Origin of the sequence: Flavobacterium aquidurense, from assembly GCF_001404985.1 — a bacterium.
In the GTDB taxonomy this organism is placed as follows: Bacteria; Bacteroidota; Bacteroidia; order Flavobacteriales; family Flavobacteriaceae; genus Flavobacterium; species Flavobacterium aquidurense_B.
The window spans coordinates 57,398-78,711 of sequence record NZ_JRLF01000010.1 but is presented as its reverse complement, the minus strand read 5'-3'; the positions used below and the strand labels follow the sequence as shown (position 1 = coordinate 78,711).

20 protein-coding genes and 4 tRNA genes are annotated in these 21,314 nt (G+C 32.8%); 23 read left to right on the top strand and 1 reads right to left on the bottom strand.

The genetic code is table 11. The features are described 5' to 3' along the window. The first annotated feature begins 228 nt into the window (after nucleotides 1-228). From RC62_RS08845 to RC62_RS22740, 7 genes are all read left to right on the top strand, one after another. Complete coding sequence (locus RC62_RS08845) at nucleotides 229-3,333, top strand: SusC/RagA family TonB-linked outer membrane protein (RefSeq protein WP_055094640.1); 3,105 nt, start codon at nucleotides 229-231, stop codon at nucleotides 3,331-3,333. Between the two features lie 9 nt (nucleotides 3,334-3,342). Then, nucleotides 3,343-4,932 carry a RagB/SusD family nutrient uptake outer membrane protein gene (locus RC62_RS08840; RefSeq protein ID WP_055094638.1) on the top strand — a complete coding sequence of 530 codons (1,590 nt, stop codon included), beginning with the start codon at nucleotides 3,343-3,345 and terminating at the stop codon, nucleotides 4,930-4,932. A 183-nt stretch (nucleotides 4,933-5,115) separates the two neighbouring features. After that, the gene (locus RC62_RS08835; protein ID WP_055094636.1) at nucleotides 5,116-7,086 is read left to right on the top strand and encodes a putative porin; all 1,971 of its coding nucleotides are present in this window, start codon (nucleotides 5,116-5,118) and stop codon (nucleotides 7,084-7,086) included. A gap of 46 nt (nucleotides 7,087-7,132) precedes the next feature. Next, nucleotides 7,133-8,494, top strand: a complete 1,362-nt coding sequence (locus RC62_RS08830) for a pyridoxal-phosphate dependent enzyme (protein ID WP_055094634.1) — start codon at nucleotides 7,133-7,135, stop codon at nucleotides 8,492-8,494. 84 nt (nucleotides 8,495-8,578) lie between these two features. Continuing rightward, a complete protein-coding gene (locus tag RC62_RS08825) occupies nucleotides 8,579-9,061 on the top strand; it encodes a 3'-5' exonuclease (protein WP_055094632.1) in 483 nt (160 codons plus the stop codon). Nucleotides 9,062-9,139: 78 nt separating this feature from the next. Next, nucleotides 9,140-10,417 (top strand): DUF2851 family protein, encoded by a 1,278-nt coding sequence (locus tag RC62_RS08820; protein ID WP_055094630.1) that lies wholly within the window; start codon nucleotides 9,140-9,142, stop codon nucleotides 10,415-10,417. 101 nt (nucleotides 10,418-10,518) lie between these two features. After that, nucleotides 10,519-10,746 carry a PspC family transcriptional regulator gene (locus RC62_RS22740; protein ID WP_007810860.1) on the top strand — a complete coding sequence of 76 codons (228 nt, stop codon included), beginning with the start codon at nucleotides 10,519-10,521 and terminating at the stop codon, nucleotides 10,744-10,746. A gap of 75 nt (nucleotides 10,747-10,821) precedes the next feature. Here RC62_RS22740 and RC62_RS08815 read toward each other — a convergent pair whose 3' ends face one another. Beyond that, nucleotides 10,822-12,273: an amino acid permease gene (locus RC62_RS08815; RefSeq protein WP_055094628.1), complete on the bottom strand. Its 1,452-nt coding sequence runs from the start codon at nucleotides 12,271-12,273 to the stop codon at nucleotides 10,822-10,824. 274 nt (nucleotides 12,274-12,547) lie between these two features. On the opposite strand from RC62_RS08815, the gene RC62_RS08810 reads away from it, so the two are divergent. The 16 genes from RC62_RS08810 (at nucleotide 12,548) to rplL (ending at nucleotide 21,194) form a co-directional block, all read left to right on the top strand. Continuing rightward, nucleotides 12,548-13,435, top strand: coding sequence for a ComEA family DNA-binding protein (locus tag RC62_RS08810; protein WP_055094626.1), 888 nt, complete (start codon nucleotides 12,548-12,550; stop codon nucleotides 13,433-13,435). A 14-nt stretch (nucleotides 13,436-13,449) separates the two neighbouring features. Further along, nucleotides 13,450-14,592, top strand: a complete 1,143-nt coding sequence (locus RC62_RS08805) for an acyl-CoA dehydrogenase family protein (protein ID WP_055094624.1) — start codon at nucleotides 13,450-13,452, stop codon at nucleotides 14,590-14,592. Nucleotides 14,593-14,827: 235 nt separating this feature from the next. Next, on the top strand, nucleotides 14,828-15,022 hold the full coding sequence (gene rpsU / locus RC62_RS08800) for a 30S ribosomal protein S21 (protein ID WP_026985791.1): 195 nt from the start codon (nucleotides 14,828-14,830) through the stop codon (nucleotides 15,020-15,022). A gap of 138 nt (nucleotides 15,023-15,160) precedes the next feature. Next, complete coding sequence (locus tag RC62_RS08795; RefSeq protein WP_055094622.1) at nucleotides 15,161-16,054, top strand: tyrosine-type recombinase/integrase; 894 nt, start codon at nucleotides 15,161-15,163, stop codon at nucleotides 16,052-16,054. A 37-nt stretch (nucleotides 16,055-16,091) separates the two neighbouring features. Continuing rightward, nucleotides 16,092-16,394, top strand: a complete 303-nt coding sequence (hpf, locus tag RC62_RS08790) for a ribosome hibernation-promoting factor, HPF/YfiA family (RefSeq protein WP_055095163.1) — start codon at nucleotides 16,092-16,094, stop codon at nucleotides 16,392-16,394. Between the two features lie 91 nt (nucleotides 16,395-16,485). Next, a tRNA-Thr gene (locus RC62_RS08785) sits at nucleotides 16,486-16,559 on the top strand. A 54-nt stretch (nucleotides 16,560-16,613) separates the two neighbouring features. Then, nucleotides 16,614-16,694, top strand: a tRNA-Tyr gene (locus RC62_RS08780). A gap of 82 nt (nucleotides 16,695-16,776) precedes the next feature. Beyond that, a tRNA-Thr gene (locus RC62_RS08775) sits at nucleotides 16,777-16,848 on the top strand. Between the two features lie 54 nt (nucleotides 16,849-16,902). Continuing rightward, entirely contained in the window at nucleotides 16,903-18,090 is a 1,188-nt protein-coding gene (gene tuf, locus RC62_RS08770; RefSeq protein ID WP_031456758.1) for an elongation factor Tu, read from the top strand. Between the two features lie 58 nt (nucleotides 18,091-18,148). After that, a tRNA-Trp gene (locus RC62_RS08765) sits at nucleotides 18,149-18,219 on the top strand. An 18-nt stretch (nucleotides 18,220-18,237) separates the two neighbouring features. Continuing rightward, complete coding sequence (secE, locus tag RC62_RS08760; protein ID WP_041517377.1) at nucleotides 18,238-18,435, top strand: preprotein translocase subunit SecE; 198 nt, start codon at nucleotides 18,238-18,240, stop codon at nucleotides 18,433-18,435. Between the two features lie 10 nt (nucleotides 18,436-18,445). Further along, the gene (gene nusG / locus RC62_RS08755) at nucleotides 18,446-18,997 is read left to right on the top strand and encodes a transcription termination/antitermination protein NusG (RefSeq protein WP_029273444.1); all 552 of its coding nucleotides are present in this window, start codon (nucleotides 18,446-18,448) and stop codon (nucleotides 18,995-18,997) included. Between the two features lie 67 nt (nucleotides 18,998-19,064). Then, entirely contained in the window at nucleotides 19,065-19,502 is a 438-nt protein-coding gene (gene rplK / locus RC62_RS08750) for a 50S ribosomal protein L11 (RefSeq protein WP_007807442.1), read from the top strand. Nucleotides 19,503-19,515: 13 nt separating this feature from the next. Beyond that, a complete protein-coding gene (rplA, locus tag RC62_RS08745) occupies nucleotides 19,516-20,205 on the top strand; it encodes a 50S ribosomal protein L1 (protein WP_055094620.1) in 690 nt (229 codons plus the stop codon). 22 nt (nucleotides 20,206-20,227) lie between these two features. After that, the gene (gene rplJ / locus RC62_RS08740) at nucleotides 20,228-20,731 is read left to right on the top strand and encodes a 50S ribosomal protein L10 (protein ID WP_026985794.1); all 504 of its coding nucleotides are present in this window, start codon (nucleotides 20,228-20,230) and stop codon (nucleotides 20,729-20,731) included. A gap of 91 nt (nucleotides 20,732-20,822) precedes the next feature. Further along, entirely contained in the window at nucleotides 20,823-21,194 is a 372-nt protein-coding gene (gene rplL / locus RC62_RS08735) for a 50S ribosomal protein L7/L12 (protein ID WP_007807437.1), read from the top strand. The last annotated feature ends 120 nt before the right edge of the window (nucleotides 21,195-21,314 follow it).

The window sequence follows — 21,314 nt, the reverse complement described above, 5'->3', positions numbered from 1 at the left end:
TTGTTTTATCAGTATAGTTGTTAAAAAAATGTTAACTATTTAATTTGATTAAATTGTAATTTATTCTAAATTAGAAGGAATATTGCTATTAAAAATGACAAAAGTTTGACTTTTTAAGACGTATATTAAAGGATGTTTAATAATTTACATTAAAATTAAGTTAAAATGATTTGTTAATTTAAGAAATATTTAAGATGTTTGCTCCATACTAATTCAAAATAAATTAAAATGAAATTAAAATTACAATGGATTTGTACGCTATTAGTAGCGTTGTCTATGCAGTTTTCTTTCGCTCAGGAGAGAACTGTTACTGGAAAGGTATCTGATAAAACAGGTGTCATTCCGGGAGTAAATGTTGCTGTAAAAGGATCAAAGGCAAATACTCAAACAGATTTTGACGGAAGTTATTCTGTAAAAGCAAAAACAGGAGATGTGTTAGTATTTTCATATGTAGGTATGAATAACAAACAAGTTACTGTTGGTACATCAAACACAGTAAATGTCGAATTGGAATCTGAGGCACAATTAATGAATGAGGTTGTGGTTGTTGGTTACGGTGTACAAAAGAGAAAAGAAGTAACCGGTTCTATCTCTAAAATTGCTGGAAAAGACATTTCTAACCTGGTAACTCCAAGTTTCGAAGGTGTTTTGGCTGGTAGAGCAACAGGGGTTCAGGTATTAACTAATACAGGTCTTCTTGGAGCTGCTCCAAAAATTAGAATTAGAGGTATTGGATCTATTTCAGGAAGTACAGAGCCATTAATTGTTGTAGATGGTATTCCTATTTATTCAGGTGATATTGGTGGTGTGTCAGCTACAAACGGTTTGGCAGATATCAACCCTGAAGATATTGAATCTTTTGATGTTTTGAAAGATGGTGCTGCAACGGCTATTTATGGTTCAAGAGCTGCAAATGGTGTAATCTTAATTACTACTAAAAGTGGAAAAAAAGGAACTTTAAAAGTTTCTTATTCAAGTGTTTTTGGTGTTGCTAGCGCAGCTAAAAAATATGATGTGTTACAAACTCCTGATTTCTTGGTTATTTCTAACGAAAAAAGAACAAATGCAGGACTAACTCCTTGGGCAGCTGGTAACACTTATAATACAGACTGGCAAAGTGCTGTTTTAAGAAATGCTCCTCAAACTACTCATAATCTTAATTTTAGTGGAGGTTCTGATAAAACAAAATACTATTTGTCTTTAGGAATTACGGATTTAGATGGTATCAATTTAGCAAATAGCATGAAAAAATATTCTGTTAGAGCTAATATCGATCAGGATGTAAACAGATGGTTAAGTTTTGGTACAAATTTAAATGTAAACAGAACTGAATACAATGGATTGAATAGTAGTGCAAGTGGTTTGTCAGGTAATATTTTTAATACCATCAGACAGTTACCAAATACACCAATTTATGATGCTCTTGACCCAACAGGATATAACCTTAATGCAAATAATACTGCTGTTGGTCAATGGGATAACTTAGCTGCTGTAGGAGATGCTATTACAAATATTGTATATGTTCTTGATCATAATAAATATAAATCAACAACAACAAGAATTATCGCTAGTGTATTTGCAAATGCAAAAATTACTTCTGACTTAAGTTATAAATTACAAGTTAGTGCTGATAATGCATCAACTGATGGGTATCAATACTGGAATCCTATTCATGGAGACGGACGTTCATTTAACGGATATGTTTACCAGGAAAATAGAAATCTTTTAAGATGGAACTGGCAAAATATTTTGAACTACAAGCATACTTTTGCTGAAGATCATAACCTTGGTTTAACAGGTGTTGCTGAGTATCAAAAATCACAAGATAAAACATTATGGGGTCAGGGAAGTGATATCATCAGTGATTTCTTCGATAAGAATTTAGTAAGTAATAGTTTTAACACTAAAGATACTGGTGGTGGTATTTTAGAAAAAGGAATTATATCATACTTAGGTCGTGCGACATATAACTATAAAGAGAAATATTTTATTCAGGGATCTCTTAGACGTGACGGAATTTCTCAGTTTGAATCAGATGTTAGATACCATAACTTTCCTGGAGTTTCTGCAGGTTGGACAGTTTCTAAAGAAGGATTCATGGAAGGAATTAGCGGTACCGTATCTGATTTGAAATTCAGAGGTTCTTATTCTGAAGTTGGTAACGTTGACGTTTTAAATAGTGCAGCTTACCCTTCAAAAGATCTTACAATTGGTTCTCCATATGCTAGTTCTAATGGTATTGGTTATTACCAATTTGGTAACCCTTTATTGCAATGGGAAACTTCTACAAAAATTGATTATGGTGTAGATTTAGGTTTGTTTAACAACCGTTTGACTTTAGCATTTGATTATTATAAAAATGATATTGATAATTTAGTTTTGGCAGCGCCAACTCCTCCTTCTATCGGTATTCCAAATAATACGATCAATCAAAACGTTGGTAAAATGTACAACCAGGGTTATGAGTTTGCTGCTAGTTTTAAAGCAATTAACAATGCAAACTTCTCTTGGGATGTTTCTTCTAACTTAACGCTTACTAAAAATAAAGTTACGGCTTTATATGGCGGACAACCAATTGTAGGTGGTTCATCTACAGATACTAATATTGCACCTAATATTATTATAAAAGAGGGAGAATCAATCAACTCTTTATATGGATATAGATATTGGGGAGTTAACAAAGCAAATGGTAACCCGGTTTATTACAAAGCTGATGGTAGTTTAGTACAAGGAAATCTTAATACAACAACTTATGCTGTTTATGATCCTGCTGATCCTGCTAATGTGGCAAAAACAGCTTCTTTAGCAACTGCTGATAAAACTATTTTAGGGAATACATTACCAACATATTACGGATCATTTACATCTACAATGAAATACAAAAATCTTGATTTTGGTTTTATGTTTAGATTTAGTGGAGGAAACAAAATTTTTAACTCTACAAGAAGAGAGTTAATGAACCAAAACTTCAATAATAACGGAACTGAAATTTTAGGAAGATGGCAAAGTGCTGATAATCCTGGAGACGGATGGACGCCAAGATTATTTGCAAGTTCAAATACATTTACAAACCTTTCAGGAAGTGCAACTACTCGTTTTGTTGAGAAAGGTGATTTTATCTCTCTTGATAATATTAGTTTAGGTTACACATTGCCTAAAATGTTGATGGATAAAATTGGTGTTGATACTTTTAGACTTTTTGTTCAGGGACAAAATATCTGGTTGATTTCAAACTATAAAGGTATAAATCCTGAAATGGAAACATCTGGAGTAGATGTTAATGGTACACCACGTGCTAAAGTGATATCAGTTGGATTAAATGTAAGTTTATAATAAAGACATATGAAAAATATAATAAAAACAATTCTACTTTCTGTAGTTGTACTCGGGATGAGCTCATGTACAGAAGAAAAAATATTGGATTTAAAACCAGTAAACAATATTCTAAGTCCTGATGCTTTTAAAACGCCTACTTTGATTTCTACCTATATGAATGGTGTTTATAATGCTGCCGCTATCGGACAATATAATGCTGCACCAACGCTCCCTAATGGTGGTAGAGGTTATGTTTGGGGAGCTGCGTTTGTAGAACAAGGTGAAACAAGAGGTGAAGATGTTGTAAATATGCAAACTTTTTACGAGTTAACATATAGAGGAACTTATGATCCAACAACGGCTAATAATGTTTACTACTGGGTTGATGGATACAGATTAATCAACAGATGTAACATTATGATCGAAGGATCAACAGATGCTGTTGCTAAGGGCATAATTACTCAGGCTGTAGCAAATGATTACATAGGACAATGTAAGTTTTTAAGAGCGATCACGCATTTAGAATTACTTACTTATTTTGCTAAACCATATTTTTTCACTCCTGGTGCTACTCATCCTGGTGTTCCTTACAGAGAAGTTGGGGTTAATACAAGTGAAGAAATTGCAACAGAAGCAGTAAAACCAAGAAATACAGTTGCTGAAGTTTATGCAAAAGTTTTGGCAGATTTAAATGATGCAGAAACTTTAATCACAACAGGTAACTCAACTACTTTTTCATCAAGAGTTGTAGGTAGAGCTTCTAAGTGGGCTGCAATTGCTTTCAAAACAAGACTTTATCTTCAAAAAAGAGATTGGGCAAATGTAATAGTTGAAGGAAATAAATTATCTGCAGCTTTTGCACTTACTGCTGATCCTTATGCTCCGTTTCAAAATACTACAGGTTCTGCGCCTAGTAACTCAGAGTCGATTTTTTCTATCCAGCACTCTGCTATATCTAATCCTGGTTCAAATGCTGCATTAGCTAGTATATTAAAAGATAGAGCATTAGTTTGTATTAGTCCAATTCTTTGGAGAGACCCTAAATGGTTAGCTGATGATAAACGTAGAGAAAATGGAAAGTTTATCTATACTCCTACTACCGGTATTAAATATTCTAATAAATATACAGACGTTACCAACAGAACAGATGCTGCTCCGGTTATCAGATATGCTGAGGTAGTATTGAATATGGCTGAAGCTCAGGCTCGTTTGTCTAATCCAACAGCTGCTTTGACTTTGTTAAACTCTGTAAGAAACAGATCTTTGGCTACTCCGGCTACTCAAGCTTATGTTGCTGCTGATTTCCCTACAGACGCTGCTTTGGTTGCAGGGATTCTTAAAGAAAGAAGAATTGAGTTTTTACAAGAAGGACGCAGATGGACAGATATTCATAGATTACAAGGTGACCCAATACAAGCTATTGCTGATGCTAATAAGGGAGTTCCTGCAAAATTTGCTAATGGTGCACCTGCTGCTGCTGCATATGTACTAGGAAATAGTTTTGCCGTTACTACTCCTATTGCTGCTATACCTTATGAGAGCTTTAAATTCTTGTGGCCAATACCACAAATTGAATTGAACACTAATCCAGGTTTAGGACAAAATCCAGACTGGTAGGATAAAAATAAATATTTTGATTTTTTTTGAAAGCCCTCAGCCACTTTTCTGGTTGGGGGTTTTTGCTTGAATAATATCGTTTGAAAAAGTTCTCAATAACAATGATTTGTTTTTTTATACGTTTTTATCTTTTACCTTTGCTTGACAAATTTTATCGAAATAAATTACATATAAAGCCATCAAATGAGAATATTCTTTTTTCTATATCTATTAGTTGTACCAACTTTATTGTTTTCTCAGGAAAAAACTACATCTAAAAATAGTTTGGATATGAATACTAAATATTCAAGTATAACAGATACTGTAAAAAAGAAAAAAGATAAAATTGCAACAATAGATCAATATCAGATTATTACTCTGGAACATGATACGACATATGTAGATACTTCGTTAACATTAAAAAGTGCATACAAACAAAACCACCTTCGAAAAGATGATTTTGGACTTTTGCCTTTTTCAAATATAGGGCAGACCTTTAATACTTTGCAATACAGTCGGACTAATTTTTCTCCATATCCTGAAATTGGTTTTGGTGGTAAACACTTTAATTATTTAGAGGCTGATCAAATCAATTATTATTCTGTAGCAACTCCATTAACAGAATTATTCTTTAATACAACAATAAACAAAGGTCAAAATGTAGATTCATTTATTACATTAAATACGTCTAAAAATCTTAATTTTTCTATTGCTTACAAAGGTTTGCGTTCAGAGGGAGATTATATAAATCAACTGGTTAGTGCGGGAAATTTCAGGTTTACAACAAGTTATGCGACCACAGATAGAAGATATGCTATAAATGCACATTATACCTATCAGGATATTTCTAATGAAGAAAATGGCGGAATAACAACACCTTCGGATTTTGAAAGTGATAATAAAGATTATAAAAATCGTCAAAGATTACAAGTATATCTTACAGATGCAAAGTCATTTTTAAAGGGAAAACGTTTGTTTTTTGATCATGCTTTTAGAATAAATCCAACTGATGGTAATAATAATTTATATGTAACTCATCAATTTAATTACGAGAATAAATTTTTCGAATACAATCAGGCAACAGTACTTTCTACTGTTGGTACAACCCCTGTACAACGTTTTGGTGAATCATATGTTACAAATGGTATAAATGATCAGACCCATTATGAACGATTATATAATAAGGCAGGAGTTGCTTATGAAAATTCTCTTTTAGGGAAATTCAATTTTTTTGTAGATGATTACAGATCTAATTATGAATATGGAAGAATTATAGTAAAAGATAGTGGAAAAACGATTATTCCGGATAATCTATTTCTTCAGATTAATAATGTAGGAGGACAATACGAATATCAGAAAAACAAATGGAATGGACGTTTTTTATATTCAAGATCAATTACAAATCAGTCATTATCTAATTTAGATGCTAAATTAAAATATGACTGGAACGAGAAAATTCAATTTGATTTTAGATATCGTAACATTAATAAATTACCTAATAATAACTACAATTTATATCAAAGTAGCTATGTAGAATATAACTGGTCTAATAATTTTAAAAACGAAAAGATCAATTCTCTTAGTGCCAGCGTTAATACACCTTGGTTAAATGGAGAAGTTCAATATACGGTACTAAAAGATCATTTGTATTTTGCTGATGTTTCATCACCGGCACAAATTGCTGCCAATACGCAAATTATAAATCCTGCGCAGTACGGAAATGCCATAAATTACTTAGAAATAAAAGCTAGTCGTGAATTTAAATTTGGTCGTTTTGCATTAGATAATACATTATTGTATCAAAAAGTAGATCAGTCAGATTTGATCTTAAATGTACCGGATTTTGTAACCAGAAATACATTTTATTACTCAGGTCATTTTTTTAAGAAAGCATTGTTTATGCAAACCGGAGTTGTTTTTAATTATTTTACAAAATATTACGGAAATGACTACAATCCGGTTGTAGGAGAATTTTTTGTTCAAAAAAACAAAGAAATTGGTGGTTATCCATTATTTGATCTTTTTGTGAATGCAAGAATTCGCCAAACCCGATTTTATTTTAAAGCAGAACATATAAATGCACTTTTTTCTAAAAGCGATTATTATTCAGCGCCTAACAATCCTTATCGTGATTTTGTTATCCGATTTGGTTTAGTTTGGAACTTCTTCCAATAAAACAGGCCTTCATTATATTAAAAACCAAATATTAAATTAGATAGAAATGGACTTTTCAAATAACATTTTAGAAACAATTGGTAATACACCATTGGTAAAACTCAACAAAATTGTTGCTGAAATTGATGCGTTAGTATTGGCAAAAGTCGAAACTTTTAATCCTGGAAATTCTGTAAAAGACAGAATGGCCGTAAAGATGATTGAAGATGCGGAGGCAGATGGCCGATTAAAACCCGGAGGGACTATTATTGAAGGAACTTCTGGAAATACCGGAATGGGATTAGCGCTTGTAGCTATCATTAAAGGGTATAAATTAATCTGTGTAATATCAGATAAACAGTCCAAAGAAAAAATGGATATTTTGCGTGCTGTAGGAGCTAAAGTTGTAGTTTGTCCTACTGATGTTGAACCAACAGATCCGCGTTCGTATTATTCGGTTTCAAAACGCTTGGCCGAAGAAACACCGAATTCATGGTATGTAAATCAGTACGATAATATGTCAAATTCTTTGGCACATTATGAACAAACCGGACCGGAAATCTGGAAACAAACTGATGGTAAAATTACTCATTTTGTGGTTGGAGTAGGAACTGGTGGAACTATTTCCGGAGTTGGAAAATACTTGAAAGAAAAAAATCCAAATATTAAGATTTGGGGAATCGATACTTACGGATCTGTTTTTAAAAAATACCATGAAACTGGAATTTTTGATGAAAACGAAATTTACTCCTATATCACAGAAGGAATTGGAGAAGATATCTTACCTAAAAATGTTGATTTTTCTTTAATCGACGGATTCACAAAAGTAACAGATAAAGATGCAGCTGTTTATACCAGAAAAATTGCTCTCGAAGAAGCTATTTTTGTTGGGAATTCTGCCGGTGCTTGTATAAAAGGTTTGCTGCAACTAAAAGAGCATTTTAAACCAGAGGATGTTGTTGTTGTATTATTTCATGATTCTGGAAGTCGCTATGTTGGTAAAATGTTTAATGATGACTGGATGCGCGAACGTGGTTTCCTAGAAGAAAATATTACAAAGGCCGAAGATGTTATTAAAGATCATATCGATAAAGAATTAATTGTTGTTCGTACAGAAGAATTAGTGTCGCACGCAATTGAGCGTATGCGTAAATACAAAATTTCACAAATCCCTGTTGTAGACATCAACGGATTTGTTGGTTCCGTAGATGAGACAGATTTGTTTAGAAGTTATGTTGCGGATAAGAACGTAGCCGAAAAACCAATTAAAGAAGTAATGGGTAAACCTTTCCCAATTGTAAAAATGGGAACTCCAATTGAAGAAGTTTCTAAATTATTTACTAAAGAAAACGATGCTGTATTAGTTGATCTTGGAAATGGTAATCATCATATTATTACGAAATATGATATCATTGGATCAATAAAATAAGATAGCTTTTAATAATTTTACAAAATCCATAAATCTAATTTTAGTGATTAGGTTTATGGATTTTTTAGCTTAATATATTCGAAAATGAATTTTACTGCAATAGATTTTGAAACTGCAACAGGACACCATCCATGCTCGGTTGGAATCGTTACTGTAGAGAACGGAATAATTATAGATGAATATGTTACTTTGATTAAACCTCCAAATAATATATATAATCCATTTACTATTCGTGTTCATGGAATTTATCCAAAGGATACTGTAAATGCAAAATCATTTGTACAAGTTTATCCTGAAATTGAAAAAAGATTAAAAAACAGAGTAGTTGTTGCACATAACGAAAGTTTTGATCGAAATGTTTTAACTAAATCTATGGCACTTTATGGGTTGAATTATGAAGATTTAAATATAGCCGAAAAGTGGGAATGTACCGTTAAGATATATAAAGCTAAAGGGTTTAAACCAACTAAATTAAGTGATTGTTGTCGGGAAATGAAAATTCAGTTGAATCACCACGAAGCATTATCTGATGCACGCGCATGTGCTAAATTATTTATGTTGAGATAATAAAAAACAATTTGTAAGATTAGTATTATTTTTATAAGTAAATTTAGGGTTTTTATAATAATATTAAAAGCCAAAAAAATGAAAGAAGATTTTCTTCATTATCTCTGGAGATTCAAGAAGTTTGACACACTAAATTTAAGAACTACTCAAGAAGAGCAGATTACAATCATTAAGACTGGAGATTATTTAGAACTTGCAGGACCTGATTTTTTTAATGCCCAAATAAAAATTGAAAATCAAAAATGGGCTGGAAATGTTGAAATTCATCTTAAATCATCTGATTGGTATGTTCATGGCCATGAAAATGATGTAGCTTATGAAAATGTGATTTTACATGTGGTTTGGGAACATGACACAGAAATATTTGGTAAAAACAACAGAAGAATTCCTGTTTTGGTATTAAAGAATTATGTTTCTTCAGAAATTCTGTCAAATTATAATTCTTTGGTAACCTCTAAATCCTGGATATTTTGCGAGAAAAGTATTGGGCAAATTGATGATTTTATATTTAAAAATTGGCAGGAAAGATTGTTTTTTGACAGACTGGAACGAAAATCAAAATTTATTTATGATCTATTAGAAGAAACAAATCAAGATTGGGAAGCTGTTTTATTTTTATTACTTGCAAAAAATTTTGGTTTAAATACCAATAGTAATGCCTTTTTGCAAATTGCAAAATCAATACCATTTCCGGTTATTAGAAAAGAAAGTTTTGAAATTGAAAATCTCGAAGCCTTATTTTTAGGTACCTCAGGTTTACTTGATGAAGAAAAAGAAGATGTCTATTTTACAGATTTGAAAATTAGGTATTATTACCTTTTAAATAAATACCAGTTAAAAAAGCATCATGTAGATTCAGTGCAATTTTTTAAGCATCGTCCGGATAATTTTCCAACGATTAGGCTGTCTCAACTGGCGAATTTATATCAGAAACATCAAAATTTATTTTCAAGAATAATAGTACTTAAATCGGTTAAAAGTGTTTATGATTTATTGAGTGTTAGCGCTAGTATATATTGGAAAAATCATTATCAGTTTGACAAAGAGAGCATAAAAAAGCCAAAATCTTTATCAAAATCTTTCTTGGATTTGATCATTATAAATACAATAATTCCTATTAAGTTTGCGTACTCAAATACAAGGGGTGAATCTATTACCGAAGAATTAATAACATTTATGAATGAAGTTACGCCTGAGAAAAATGCAATTATAGATAAGTTTAAATCCTTCGGAATTTCTTCAAAAAATGCTTTTGAAACCCAAACACTATTAGAACTTAAAAATGAATACTGCAATCATAAAGCATGTTTAAAATGTGCGCTTGGTATGGAATTGCTGAAGAGTAATAGGAATTAGAGAATTAGAAAATGAGTCAATGAGATAATTTTGTACTTTTGTTTTTCTTAGAAAATAATATAATCCTGAGCGAATGCGAAGGATAAAATATAAAATCAATTATGTCAGCTATTTTAAAACTCAAATTCTTTTTCGAAAAATACGGTTTTCATGTTTCTTCCAGATTAGCCGATAAGTTGGGTATGAGGGTAACTAGTGTAAGATTGTTTTTTATTTACATTTCGTTCGTTACAGCAGGTTTGGGGTTTGGAGTTTATTTAACTCTCGCTTTTTGGATTAGGCTAAAAGATTTAATTCGTGCAAAACGAACATCAGTTTTCGATTTATAAATCAATTTAGAACATAAAAAAAAGGATCATAAAGTTTATTTACTCTATGATCCTTTTTTATATCTGTTTAGAAAATTATTTCCCCGGATTATTCAGTTTACTGTTTTTCTTTCCATAAAGAAAGTAAATTGCTATACCTAATGCCATCCAGACTATAAGTCTAATCCAGCTTTCGTTAGGTAAAGAATACATTAAAGCCAAGCAAATTACGATACCAGCAATAGGTACAAATGGTACTAAAGGCGTTCTAAAAGATCTTGGAGCATCTGGCATTCTCTTACGCATAACCATTACACCAATACAAACAAGTACAAAGGCTAATAAAGTTCCTATACTTACCATGTGTCCTAAATCGCTTACCGGAACTAATCCAGCAAATAAACTTACAAATACTAAGAAGAAAAGGTTAGTTTTCCACGGAGTGCGAAATTTAGAGTGAATAGAACTGAAGAATGGAGGTAGTAAACCATCTTTACTCATGGTATAAAACACACGGCTTTGACCCAAAAGCATTACTAATATTACAGAAGTATAACCTGCTAAAATAGCTACAATTAAACCAGTTTGTAAAAAGTCGTAACCTGTTTTTGCAAAAGCAGTTGCAGCAGGTTTAGCATCACCGGCAAATTCTTTATAATTAACAAGACCTGTCATTACGTGAGCAAAAAACACATATAATAAGGTACATATAATAAGCGATCCTAAAATACCAATTGGCATTCCTTTTTGAGGGTTTTTAGCCTCTTGTGCAGCTGTAGATACAGCATCAAAACCAATAAAGGCAAAGAATACAGTTCCGGCACCAGCAGCAATACCTGACCATCCAAATTCACCAAAAACACCAGTGTTAGCCGGGATATAAGGAGTATAGTTTGATTGATCAATAAAACTCCATCCTAATACAATAAAAACAAGAACTACGGCAACTTTTACAACAACTAAAAAGTTATTTAAAGATGCAGATTCTTTTGTTCCTCTTATCAATAATAAAGATAACATAGATACAATGAAGATTGCAGGTAAGTTTACAATACCGCCTTCGATAACTGTACCGTCACTTAATTTAAGAGTTTCCCAGGGCGAACATATAAATTGATGAGGGAGGTGAATTCCGTATTTATTTAGTAACTCTAATAAGTAGCGGGACCAACTTACACCAACAGTTGCTGCTCCTAAAGCATATTCTAAAACTAAATCCCAACCAATAATCCAAGCCATAAATTCTCCCATTGTAGCATAAGAATATGTATATGCACTACCCGCAACCGGAATCATAGAAGCAAATTCTGCATAACAAAGTCCTGCGAAAGCACAACCAACTGCTGCTAAAATAAAAGAAAGAGTAACTGCAGGGCCAGCATGTTCTGCGGCAGCAATTCCTGTTAACGAGAATAATCCGGCTCCAATAATGGCTCCAACTCCAAGCGCAACAAGCGAGCGTGAAGACAGAGTCCTTTTTAAGCCTTTTTCAGATTCGGATGCTTCGTCAAGCAATACCGAAAGTGGTTTAGTTTTCCAAATTGACATACTATTATATTGGTTTATTGTTATTAAGCTCCAAATGTATCGTTTTTTGTAAAAAATAAAAACAATTATCTCTTTTTAAGTTATAAAATATTAAAATTTATGATAAAACCAGTGGTGATTATTCTTTAGAACCTGAGATTCATTAAATTAATTAAGCTTTAATAATGAAATGTGCAATTTTACAACTTGTGTTTTATTTAGTAATATTCTTGTTAAATTAATGTTTTTTGCTTTAATTTAGGCTTTCAATTAAGAATGTAAAACTGTATATAAAATGAATTTTAAAGGATTAATAAAAGATTTGAAGTTTACGCATCATCAACGTACAGGAATTTTTTTACTTTTTGCTATTATTATAGTGTTACAGACGATTTATTTTTTTATAGATTTTAGTTTGCCTGAAAAATCTTTTCCTGAAAAAGAAAAATGGATGTCTTTACAATCAGAAATTGATACTATGAAACTTATAAAATCAAAGGAGAAGCCTAAAATATACCTCTTTAACCCTAATTTTATTTCAGATTATAAAGGGTATAAATTAGGAATGTCTGTTTTGGAGATTGATCGTTTGTTAGCTTTTAGAAAAGAGAATAAATATGTAGCTTCTGCAAAAGAATTTCAGGATGTAACAAAAATTTCAGATTCATTGTTAATGGAGATCTCTCCACTTTTTAAATTTCCGGATTGGATTCAGAGCAAATCAAATTTTAAAATCAATAAAAAAGAATTTATTCAAAAGCCATTCTTCAAAAAAGAAAAAATAGTCGTTTTAGATATTAATCAGGCAAGTCAGGAAGATTTGGTTAAAATATATGGCATTGGTGAAGCTTTGTCTTTACGAATATTAAATCAAAAATCAATTTTAGGATGTTTTGTTTCTATGGAACAAATGAATGAAATTTGGGGACTTTCGCCCGAAGTTATAAATGAATTAAATACCCATTTTAAAGTAGTAATACCGGCAGATTTAAAAAAAATCTCCATAAATGAAGCCTCTTTAAAAGAATTATCTCAGTTTTCATATTTCAGATATACATTGGCAAAACAAATCGTAACATACAGAAGTATGAATGGAAATATTAATAATATTGAGGATTTATCAAAAATTAAAGGTTTTCCTGTTGATAAAGCAAAAATAATTAGTTTATATTTGGAGTTCTAAAAAATTAGCAAACAATGAACTTTGATTATAACGAAACGCAGTCAATGATTGCCCAATCTATAAAAGATTTTGCCGAAAAAAATATCAGACCAAACATTATGGAATGGGACGAAGCTCAAATTTTTCCAATTGACCTATTTAAAAAATTAGGCGAAATGGGATTCATGGGAGTTTTAGTTCCTGAAGAATTTGGAGGATCAGGATTAGGGTATCATGAGTATATTACAGTTGTTGAGGAAATTTCAAAAGTAGATCCTTCAATTGGACTTTCTGTTGCGGCTCACAATTCTTTATGTACAAATCATATTCTTACTTTTGGAAATGAAGAACAAAAGAAAAAATGGCTGCCTAAACTTGCTACGGCCGAACATATTGGAGCATGGGGTTTAACAGAGCACAATACGGGGTCTGATGCCGGAGGAATGAATACAACAGCCGTAAAAGATGGTGATGAATGGATTGTAAACGGAGCTAAGAATTTTATCACGCATGCTATTTCTGGGGATATTGCTGTAGTGATTGTGCGTACGGGAGAAAAAGGAGATTCTAAAGGGATGACTGCTTTTGTTTTTGAAAAAGGGATGAAAGGATTTACTTCTGGAAAAAAAGAAAATAAACTTGGAATGCGTGCCAGTGAAACTGCAGAGTTGGTTTTTGATGGCTGTCGTGTTCCTGACGCAAATAGATTAGGAGAAGTAGGTCAGGGATTTGTTCAGGCAATGAAAATACTTGATGGAGGTCGTATTTCAATTGGAGCCTTGTCATTAGGAATTGCAAAAGGGGCCTATGAAGCGGCTCTTAAATACTCTAAAGAAAGACATCAGTTCGGTCAGCCTATTAGTAGTTTTCAGGGAATTTCGTTTAAATTAGCTGATATGGCAACAGAAATCGAAGCTTCTGAATTACTGCTTCATAAAGCTGCTTTCTTAAAACAACAGCATAAACCAGTGACTACACTTGGAGCAATGGCAAAAATGTATGCTTCAGAAGCCTGTGTGAAAATTGCAAACGAAGCCGTTCAAATTCACGGAGGTTATGGTTACACAAAAGATTATCCAGTAGAGAAATTTTATCGAGATTCAAAACTATGTACTATAGGAGAAGGAACTACTGAGATTCAGAAATTAGTTATTTCCAGAAATTTGCTAAAAGAATAAAGAATAAAGAATAAAGAATAAAGAATAATGAATAATGAATAATGAATAATGAATAATGAATAATGAATAATGAATAATTTTTTGCTTAATTGTCTAGTTATAAGTGATATATTTTTAAGTATGTTCTCTTTTTTCTATCTTCTTTTTTCTTTTAAAAAATAATTCGTAATTCATGACTCATAATTCATAATAAATATATACTTTTGCACCCTTAACGAGAGGAGGTGTCAATATTATGTTAATTATACCAATTAAAGACGGAGAAAATATAGATAGAGCATTAAAGCGCTATAAAAGAAAATTTGATAAAACAGGAACTGTTCGTCAATTAAGAGCACGTACTGCTTTTATTAAGCCTTCTGTTATCAAAAGAGCACAAATTCAAAAAGCTGCTTACATCCAAAACATGAGAGATGGTTTAGAGAGTTAGTATTAGCTTTTCAAGAATAATTACCGTTAGTTGTCAAATTTTGATACTAACGGTTTTTTTATGCTTAATTTTGAGATAAATAATATTCTTTTAGAGTTGGAACATGAGTTTGTGTGAAATGAAAAAGTATCTATTCTTATGAAGTCAAATAAAGAGGCGTTTCGTGATTATCTTCAATTAGAGAAAAAATATTCTCCACATACAGTCAATGCGTATTTGAATGATATTCTTTTTTTTGAAACATTCAATAAAATTCATTTTGAGCAGGAGAATATAGAACAGGTAAATTATAGTCAGATTAGGAGTTGGATTGTTTCACTTGTTGATGAGGATATTTCGAATGTTTCTGTAAATCGAAAAATGTCTTCTTTAAAAGCATTTTATAGATTCCTTCTAAAAACAAAACAAATAGAGGTGAGTCCAATGTTGAAGCATAAAGCTTTGAAAACACCTAAAATTGTTCAGATTCCTTTTTCTGAAAAAGAATTAACAGATCTCATGCGTGAAGTTGGTAGTCCTGATGGGTTTGAGGAAATAAGGGATAAGCTTATTGTAGATCTTTTTTATACAACCGGAATGCGTAGGGCAGAGCTGATCCATCTGATGAAGTATAATGTTGATTTGTCTAATAATGTTATTAAGGTTTTGGGTAAGAGAAATAAAGAACGTATAATTCCTGTTTTGCCAATTATTGTTGAGCAGTTTAATTTGTATTTGCAGGAAAGAGCTTCTGTTGAAAATATAGTTAATGAAGATTATTTTTTTATTTCGGCAAAAGGGTTAAAATTGAGTGAATCTTTTGTGTATCGATTAATAAATTCATACTTTAGTAAAGTCTCCGAAAAGGTAAAAAAGAGTCCGCATGTGCTTCGGCATACTTTTGCTACTCATTTATTAAATAACGGAGCAGATTTAAATTCAGTAAAAGAATTATTAGGACATTCAAGTTTGGCATCTACGCAGGTTTATACTCATAATAGTTTATCAGAACTTAAAAAGGTGTATGGAGATGCGCATCCAAGGAATAAATAATGATTCTAAAATGTTTATTAACCCTAAAATTTGTATTATGAAGGTAGATGTTCATGCAGTTAACTTTACTGTTGACAGAAAGTTGGTGGATTTTATTCAGGAAAGAATGGATAAATTAGAAAAATATTACGATCGAGTTGTTTCGGCTGACATTTTTTTAAAAGTCGAACGAACCAGTGATAAGGAGAATAAGGCAGTAGAGATTAAGATTAATGTTCCTGGAGATGAATTTTTGGTTAAAAAGCAATGCAAGACATTTGAAGAGGCAGTCGAACTTTCGGCGGAATCTTTGGAACGTGTATTGGTAAAAAGGAAAGAAAAAATAAGAGCACACATATAATTGAAAATTTTTTTTAAAAAATGTTTTGATTCAAAGATAAAATAGCTACATTTGCAGTCCGTTAGAAATAGCGGACTTTTTTATTGATATTGCCAGCGTAGCTCAGTTGGCTAGAGCAGCTGATTTGTAATCAGCAGGTCGTGGGTTCGAGTCCCTCCGCCGGCTCAAAATATTTCAAATACGATTTGAAATTTGTTCATGCAATTATTGATAAAAAATGGGGAGATACTCAAGCGGCCAACGAGGGCAGACTGTAAATCTGCTGTGTGAACTTCGCAGGTTCGAATCCTGCTCTCCCCACAAAATGAATTTTAGATTATGTTTTTCGGATTTTGGATGAATAAGACAAAATGCTGAATTAGGCTCTTAAATCAAGGATTCTGCCGGTGTAGCTCAGGGGTAGAGTGCTTCCTTGGTAAGGAAGAGGTCTCGGGTTCAATTCCCGACATTGGCTCAAGTAAGTAGGAAATTGAAATTAATATATAACTAAGATTAAAAATTAAGTAAAATGGCAAAGGAGAATTTTAATCGTTCCAAACCGCACTTAAACATAGGTACAATTGGACACGTGGATCACGGAAAAACTACATTAACTGCAGCAATTACAAAAGTATTGTCTGATGCTGGTTACTGTCAAGCAAAATCGTTTGATCAAATCGATAACGCTCCAGAGGAGAAAGAAAGAGGTATTACTATTAATACATCACACGTAGAGTATGAAACAGCTAACCGTCACTACGCTCACGTTGACTGTCCAGGTCACGCGGATTACGTAAAGAACATGGTTACTGGTGCTGCTCAAATGGACGGAGCTATCTTAGTAGTTGCTGCTACAGATGGTCCAATGCCACAAACTCGTGAGCACATCCTTTTAGGTCGTCAGGTAGGTATTCCAAGAATCGTTGTTTTCATGAACAAAGTGGATATGGTTGATGATGCTGAATTGTTAGAGCTTGTTGAAATGGAAATTAGAGATTTATTATCTTTCTACGAATATGATGGAGATAATGGTCCTGTAGTTCAAGGTTCTGCTTTAGGAGGATTAAATAATGATCCTGCTTGGGTACCAAAAATCATTGAATTAATGGAAGCTGTTGATGCTTGGATCGAAGAGCCAGTGCGTGACGTAGCTAAACCATTCTTGATGCCGGTTGAAGATGTATTTACAATTACTGGTCGTGGAACTGTTGCTACAGGTCGTATCGAAACAGGTATTGCTAATACAGGAGATCCAGTTGAAATCATTGGTATGGGAGCTGATAAATTAACTTCTACTATTACAGGAGTTGAGATGTTCCGTAAAATCCTTGATAGAGGTGAAGCTGGAGATAACGTAGGTTTATTGTTAAGAGGTATTGATAAAGAATCTATCAAAAGAGGAATGGTTATCATTAAGCCAGGATCAGTAAAACCACACGCTACTTTCAAAGCTGAGGTTTATATCTTGAAAAAAGAAGAAGGTGGACGTCATACTCCATTCCATAATAACTACCGTCCACAGTTCTACGTACGTACAACTGACGTAACAGGAGTTATTACTTTACCAGAAGGAGTAGAGATGGTAATGCCAGGAGATAACTTGACTATCAATGTTGCTTTGTTAAGCCCAATCGCAATGAGCGTAGGTTTACGTTTTGCTATCCGTGAAGGTGGTAGAACTGTAGGTGCAGGTCAGGTAACTGAAATCGTAGGATAATCCTATAAAATTATAAAAAGCCAGTTGATTTTCTTAATTGATATCACTGGCTTTAATTACGGGCGTAGTTCAAGGGTAGAATAGCGGTCTCCAAAACCGTTGATGGGGGTTCGAATCCCTCCGCCCGTGCAATAAAAAATATATCAAATGACAAAAGTTACGAATTATTTATCAGAGGCTTTCGAAGAGTTAAAGTCAAATGTTACTTGGCCAGCTTGGGCTGAGGTTCAAAAATTGACAATTGTTGTGGCTGTATTTTCGGTTTTATTCGCCTTGGCAACATGGGGAGTAGACGAATTTTTTGCAAAAGCTTTGGCTGGATTTTTTAACTGGTTAAAAGGATAATTTTTTTGTGATGGCAGATAATAATGTGAAAAAATGGTACGTAGTTAGAGCTGTAAGCGGACAAGAAAATAAAGTCAAAGCTTATATCGAAACTGAGATTGCCAGATTAGGTATGGGTGATTATGTTTCCCAAGTTTTAGTACCTACGGAAAAAGTAGTTACTGTAAAAGAAGGAAAGAAAATGTCTAAGGATAAAGTTTATTTCCCTGGATATGTTATGATCGAAGCCAATTTAGTTGGTGAGATACCTCATATTATTAAGTCTATTACTAGTGTAATTGGATTTTTAGGTGAGATCAAAGGCGGAGAACCTGTTCCTTTGAGACTTTCTGAAGTAAATAGAATGTTAGGTAAAGTAGATGAGTTAGCTGTAAATACAGATACTCGTGCTATTCCTTTCAACTTAGGAGAAACTGTTAAAGTGATCGATGGTCCTTTCAATGGCTTCAACGGAACGGTTGAAAAAATCAATGAAGAAAAGCGTAAACTTGAAGTTATGGTGAAGATTTTCGGAAGAAAAACTCCATTAGAATTGAGTTTTATGCAAGTTGAAAAAGTATAATTTTTGTTACATCTATAATAACCACTGTAATCGCTTCCAATGATTATGGTGTTAAATTTTTTAAAAAATGGCTAAAGAAATTAGTAAGGTAGTTAAACTACAAGTTAAGGGAGGTGCTGCGAATCCGTCGCCACCGGTTGGACCTGCTTTAGGAGCTGCTGGGGTTAATATCATGGAGTTCTGTAAGCAGTTCAATGCTAGAACACAAGATAAACCTGGCAAAATATGCCCAGTACAAATTACTGTGTATAAAGACAAATCATTTGATTTTGTTGTTAAGACTCCTCCAGCTGCTGTCCAATTATTGGAAGCTGCAAAGCTAAAGTCTGGATCAGGTGAACCAAATCGTAAAAAAGTAGCTAGTGTTACTTGGGACGTTATCAAAGCTATCGCTGAAGATAAAATGGTAGATCTAAATGCATTCACAATCGAATCTGCAATGAGCATGATCGCTGGAACTGCTAGATCTATGGGTATAACTGTATCAGGAGATGCTCCTTTTTAATTAAGAGAAAGAAATGGCAAAATTAACAAAAAAGCAAAAAGAGGCTGCTTCAAAAATTGAAAAGAACAAACTATACTCTTTAAAAGATGCAGCTGCATTAATTAAAGTTATAGCTTCTGCAAAATTTGATGAGTCTGTTGATATCGCAGTTCGTTTGGGTGTAGATCCAAGAAAAGCGAATCAAATGGTTAGAGGTGTAGTTACATTACCTCACGGAACAGGTAAAGACGTTAAAGTATTAGCATTGGTTACTCCAGATAAAGAAGCGGAAGCTAAAGAAGCTGGGGCTGATTATGTAGGTCTTGACGATTATTTACAAAAAATTAAAGATGGTTGGACAGATGTTGATGTTATCATCACTATGCCAGCTGTAATGGGTAAATTAGGTCCATTAGGTCGTATTTTAGGACCTAGAGGTTTAATGCCAAACCCTAAAACAGGTACTGTAACTATGGATGTTGCAAAAGCTGTTCAAGAGGTAAAAGCTGGTAAAATTGACTTTAAAGTTGATAAAACTGGTATCGTACATGCAGGAATTGGTAAAGTTTCTTTTGGAGCTGAGCAAATTTATGACAATGCACACGAAATTATTCAAACATTAATCAAACTTAAACCAACTGCTGCTAAAGGTACCTATATTAAAGGTATTCACCTTACAAGCACTATGAGTCCTGCAATTGCATTGGACCCTAAAGCAGTATAATTGGTAGTTAATAATTTTTAGTATGACTAGAGAAGAAAAATCAATCGCGATTGAAGATTTAACTGCACAGTTAGCTGGTACAAATATTATTTATGTATCTGATATTTCTGGATTAAACGCAGAAACAACTTCAAACTTGAGAAGAGCTTGCTTTAAAGCAGGTATTAAATTAGAGGTTGTAAAAAATACTTTGCTTGCAAAAGCAATGGAAGCTTCTGCTAATGACTATGGTGATTTACCTTCAGTATTGACAGGTAACAGTGCTATATTTATTTCAGATGTTGCAAATGCACCTGGAAAAATAATTAAAGATTTCAGAAAAAAATCAGCTAAACCTGTATTAAAAGGAGCTTATATTAATTCTGAAATTTATATTGGAGATGATCAATTAGATGCATTAGCAACTATCAAATCTAAAGAAGAACTTCTTGGAGAACTTATTGGATTATTGCAATCACCAGCACAAAGAATTATTTCAGCTTTACAAAACAAATTCGCTGGTAGCGAAGAAGAAGCTGAAGCATAATAATTCGTACGAGGAATTTAATTTCCTTGTAGCTTAATTAGCGCACAATAAATAAATTATATTTTACAAATCATTTTAAACGATAGAAAAAATGGCAGATTTGAAACAATTCGCAGAACAATTAGTTAACTTAACAGTTAAAGAAGTTAACGAATTAGCAACAATATTAAAAGACGAGTATGGTATCGAGCCTGCTGCTGCAGCTGTAGTAGTTGCTGCTGGTGGTGGAGAAGGTGCTGCTGAAGAAGCACAAACTGAATTTACAGTTGTATTAAAAGAAGCTGGAGCTTCTAAATTAGCAGTTGTGAAATTAGTAAAAGAACTTACAGGTTTAGGTTTGAAAGAAGCTAAAGATGTAGTTGACGGTGCTCCAAGTAACGTTAAAGAAGGTGTTTCTAAAGAAGAGGCTGAAGGTCTTAAAAAATCATTAGAAGAAGCTGGAGCTGTAGTTGAGCTTAAATAATTCAACTCAGTTTTAAGAACTAGGTTTAGGTCTTGAGTGAACGCTCAATGGCCTAAACCATTTTTCGTATAATAAAATATATCAAGTTTTATTATCAAATAGTTTAAAATACGAAAAAGT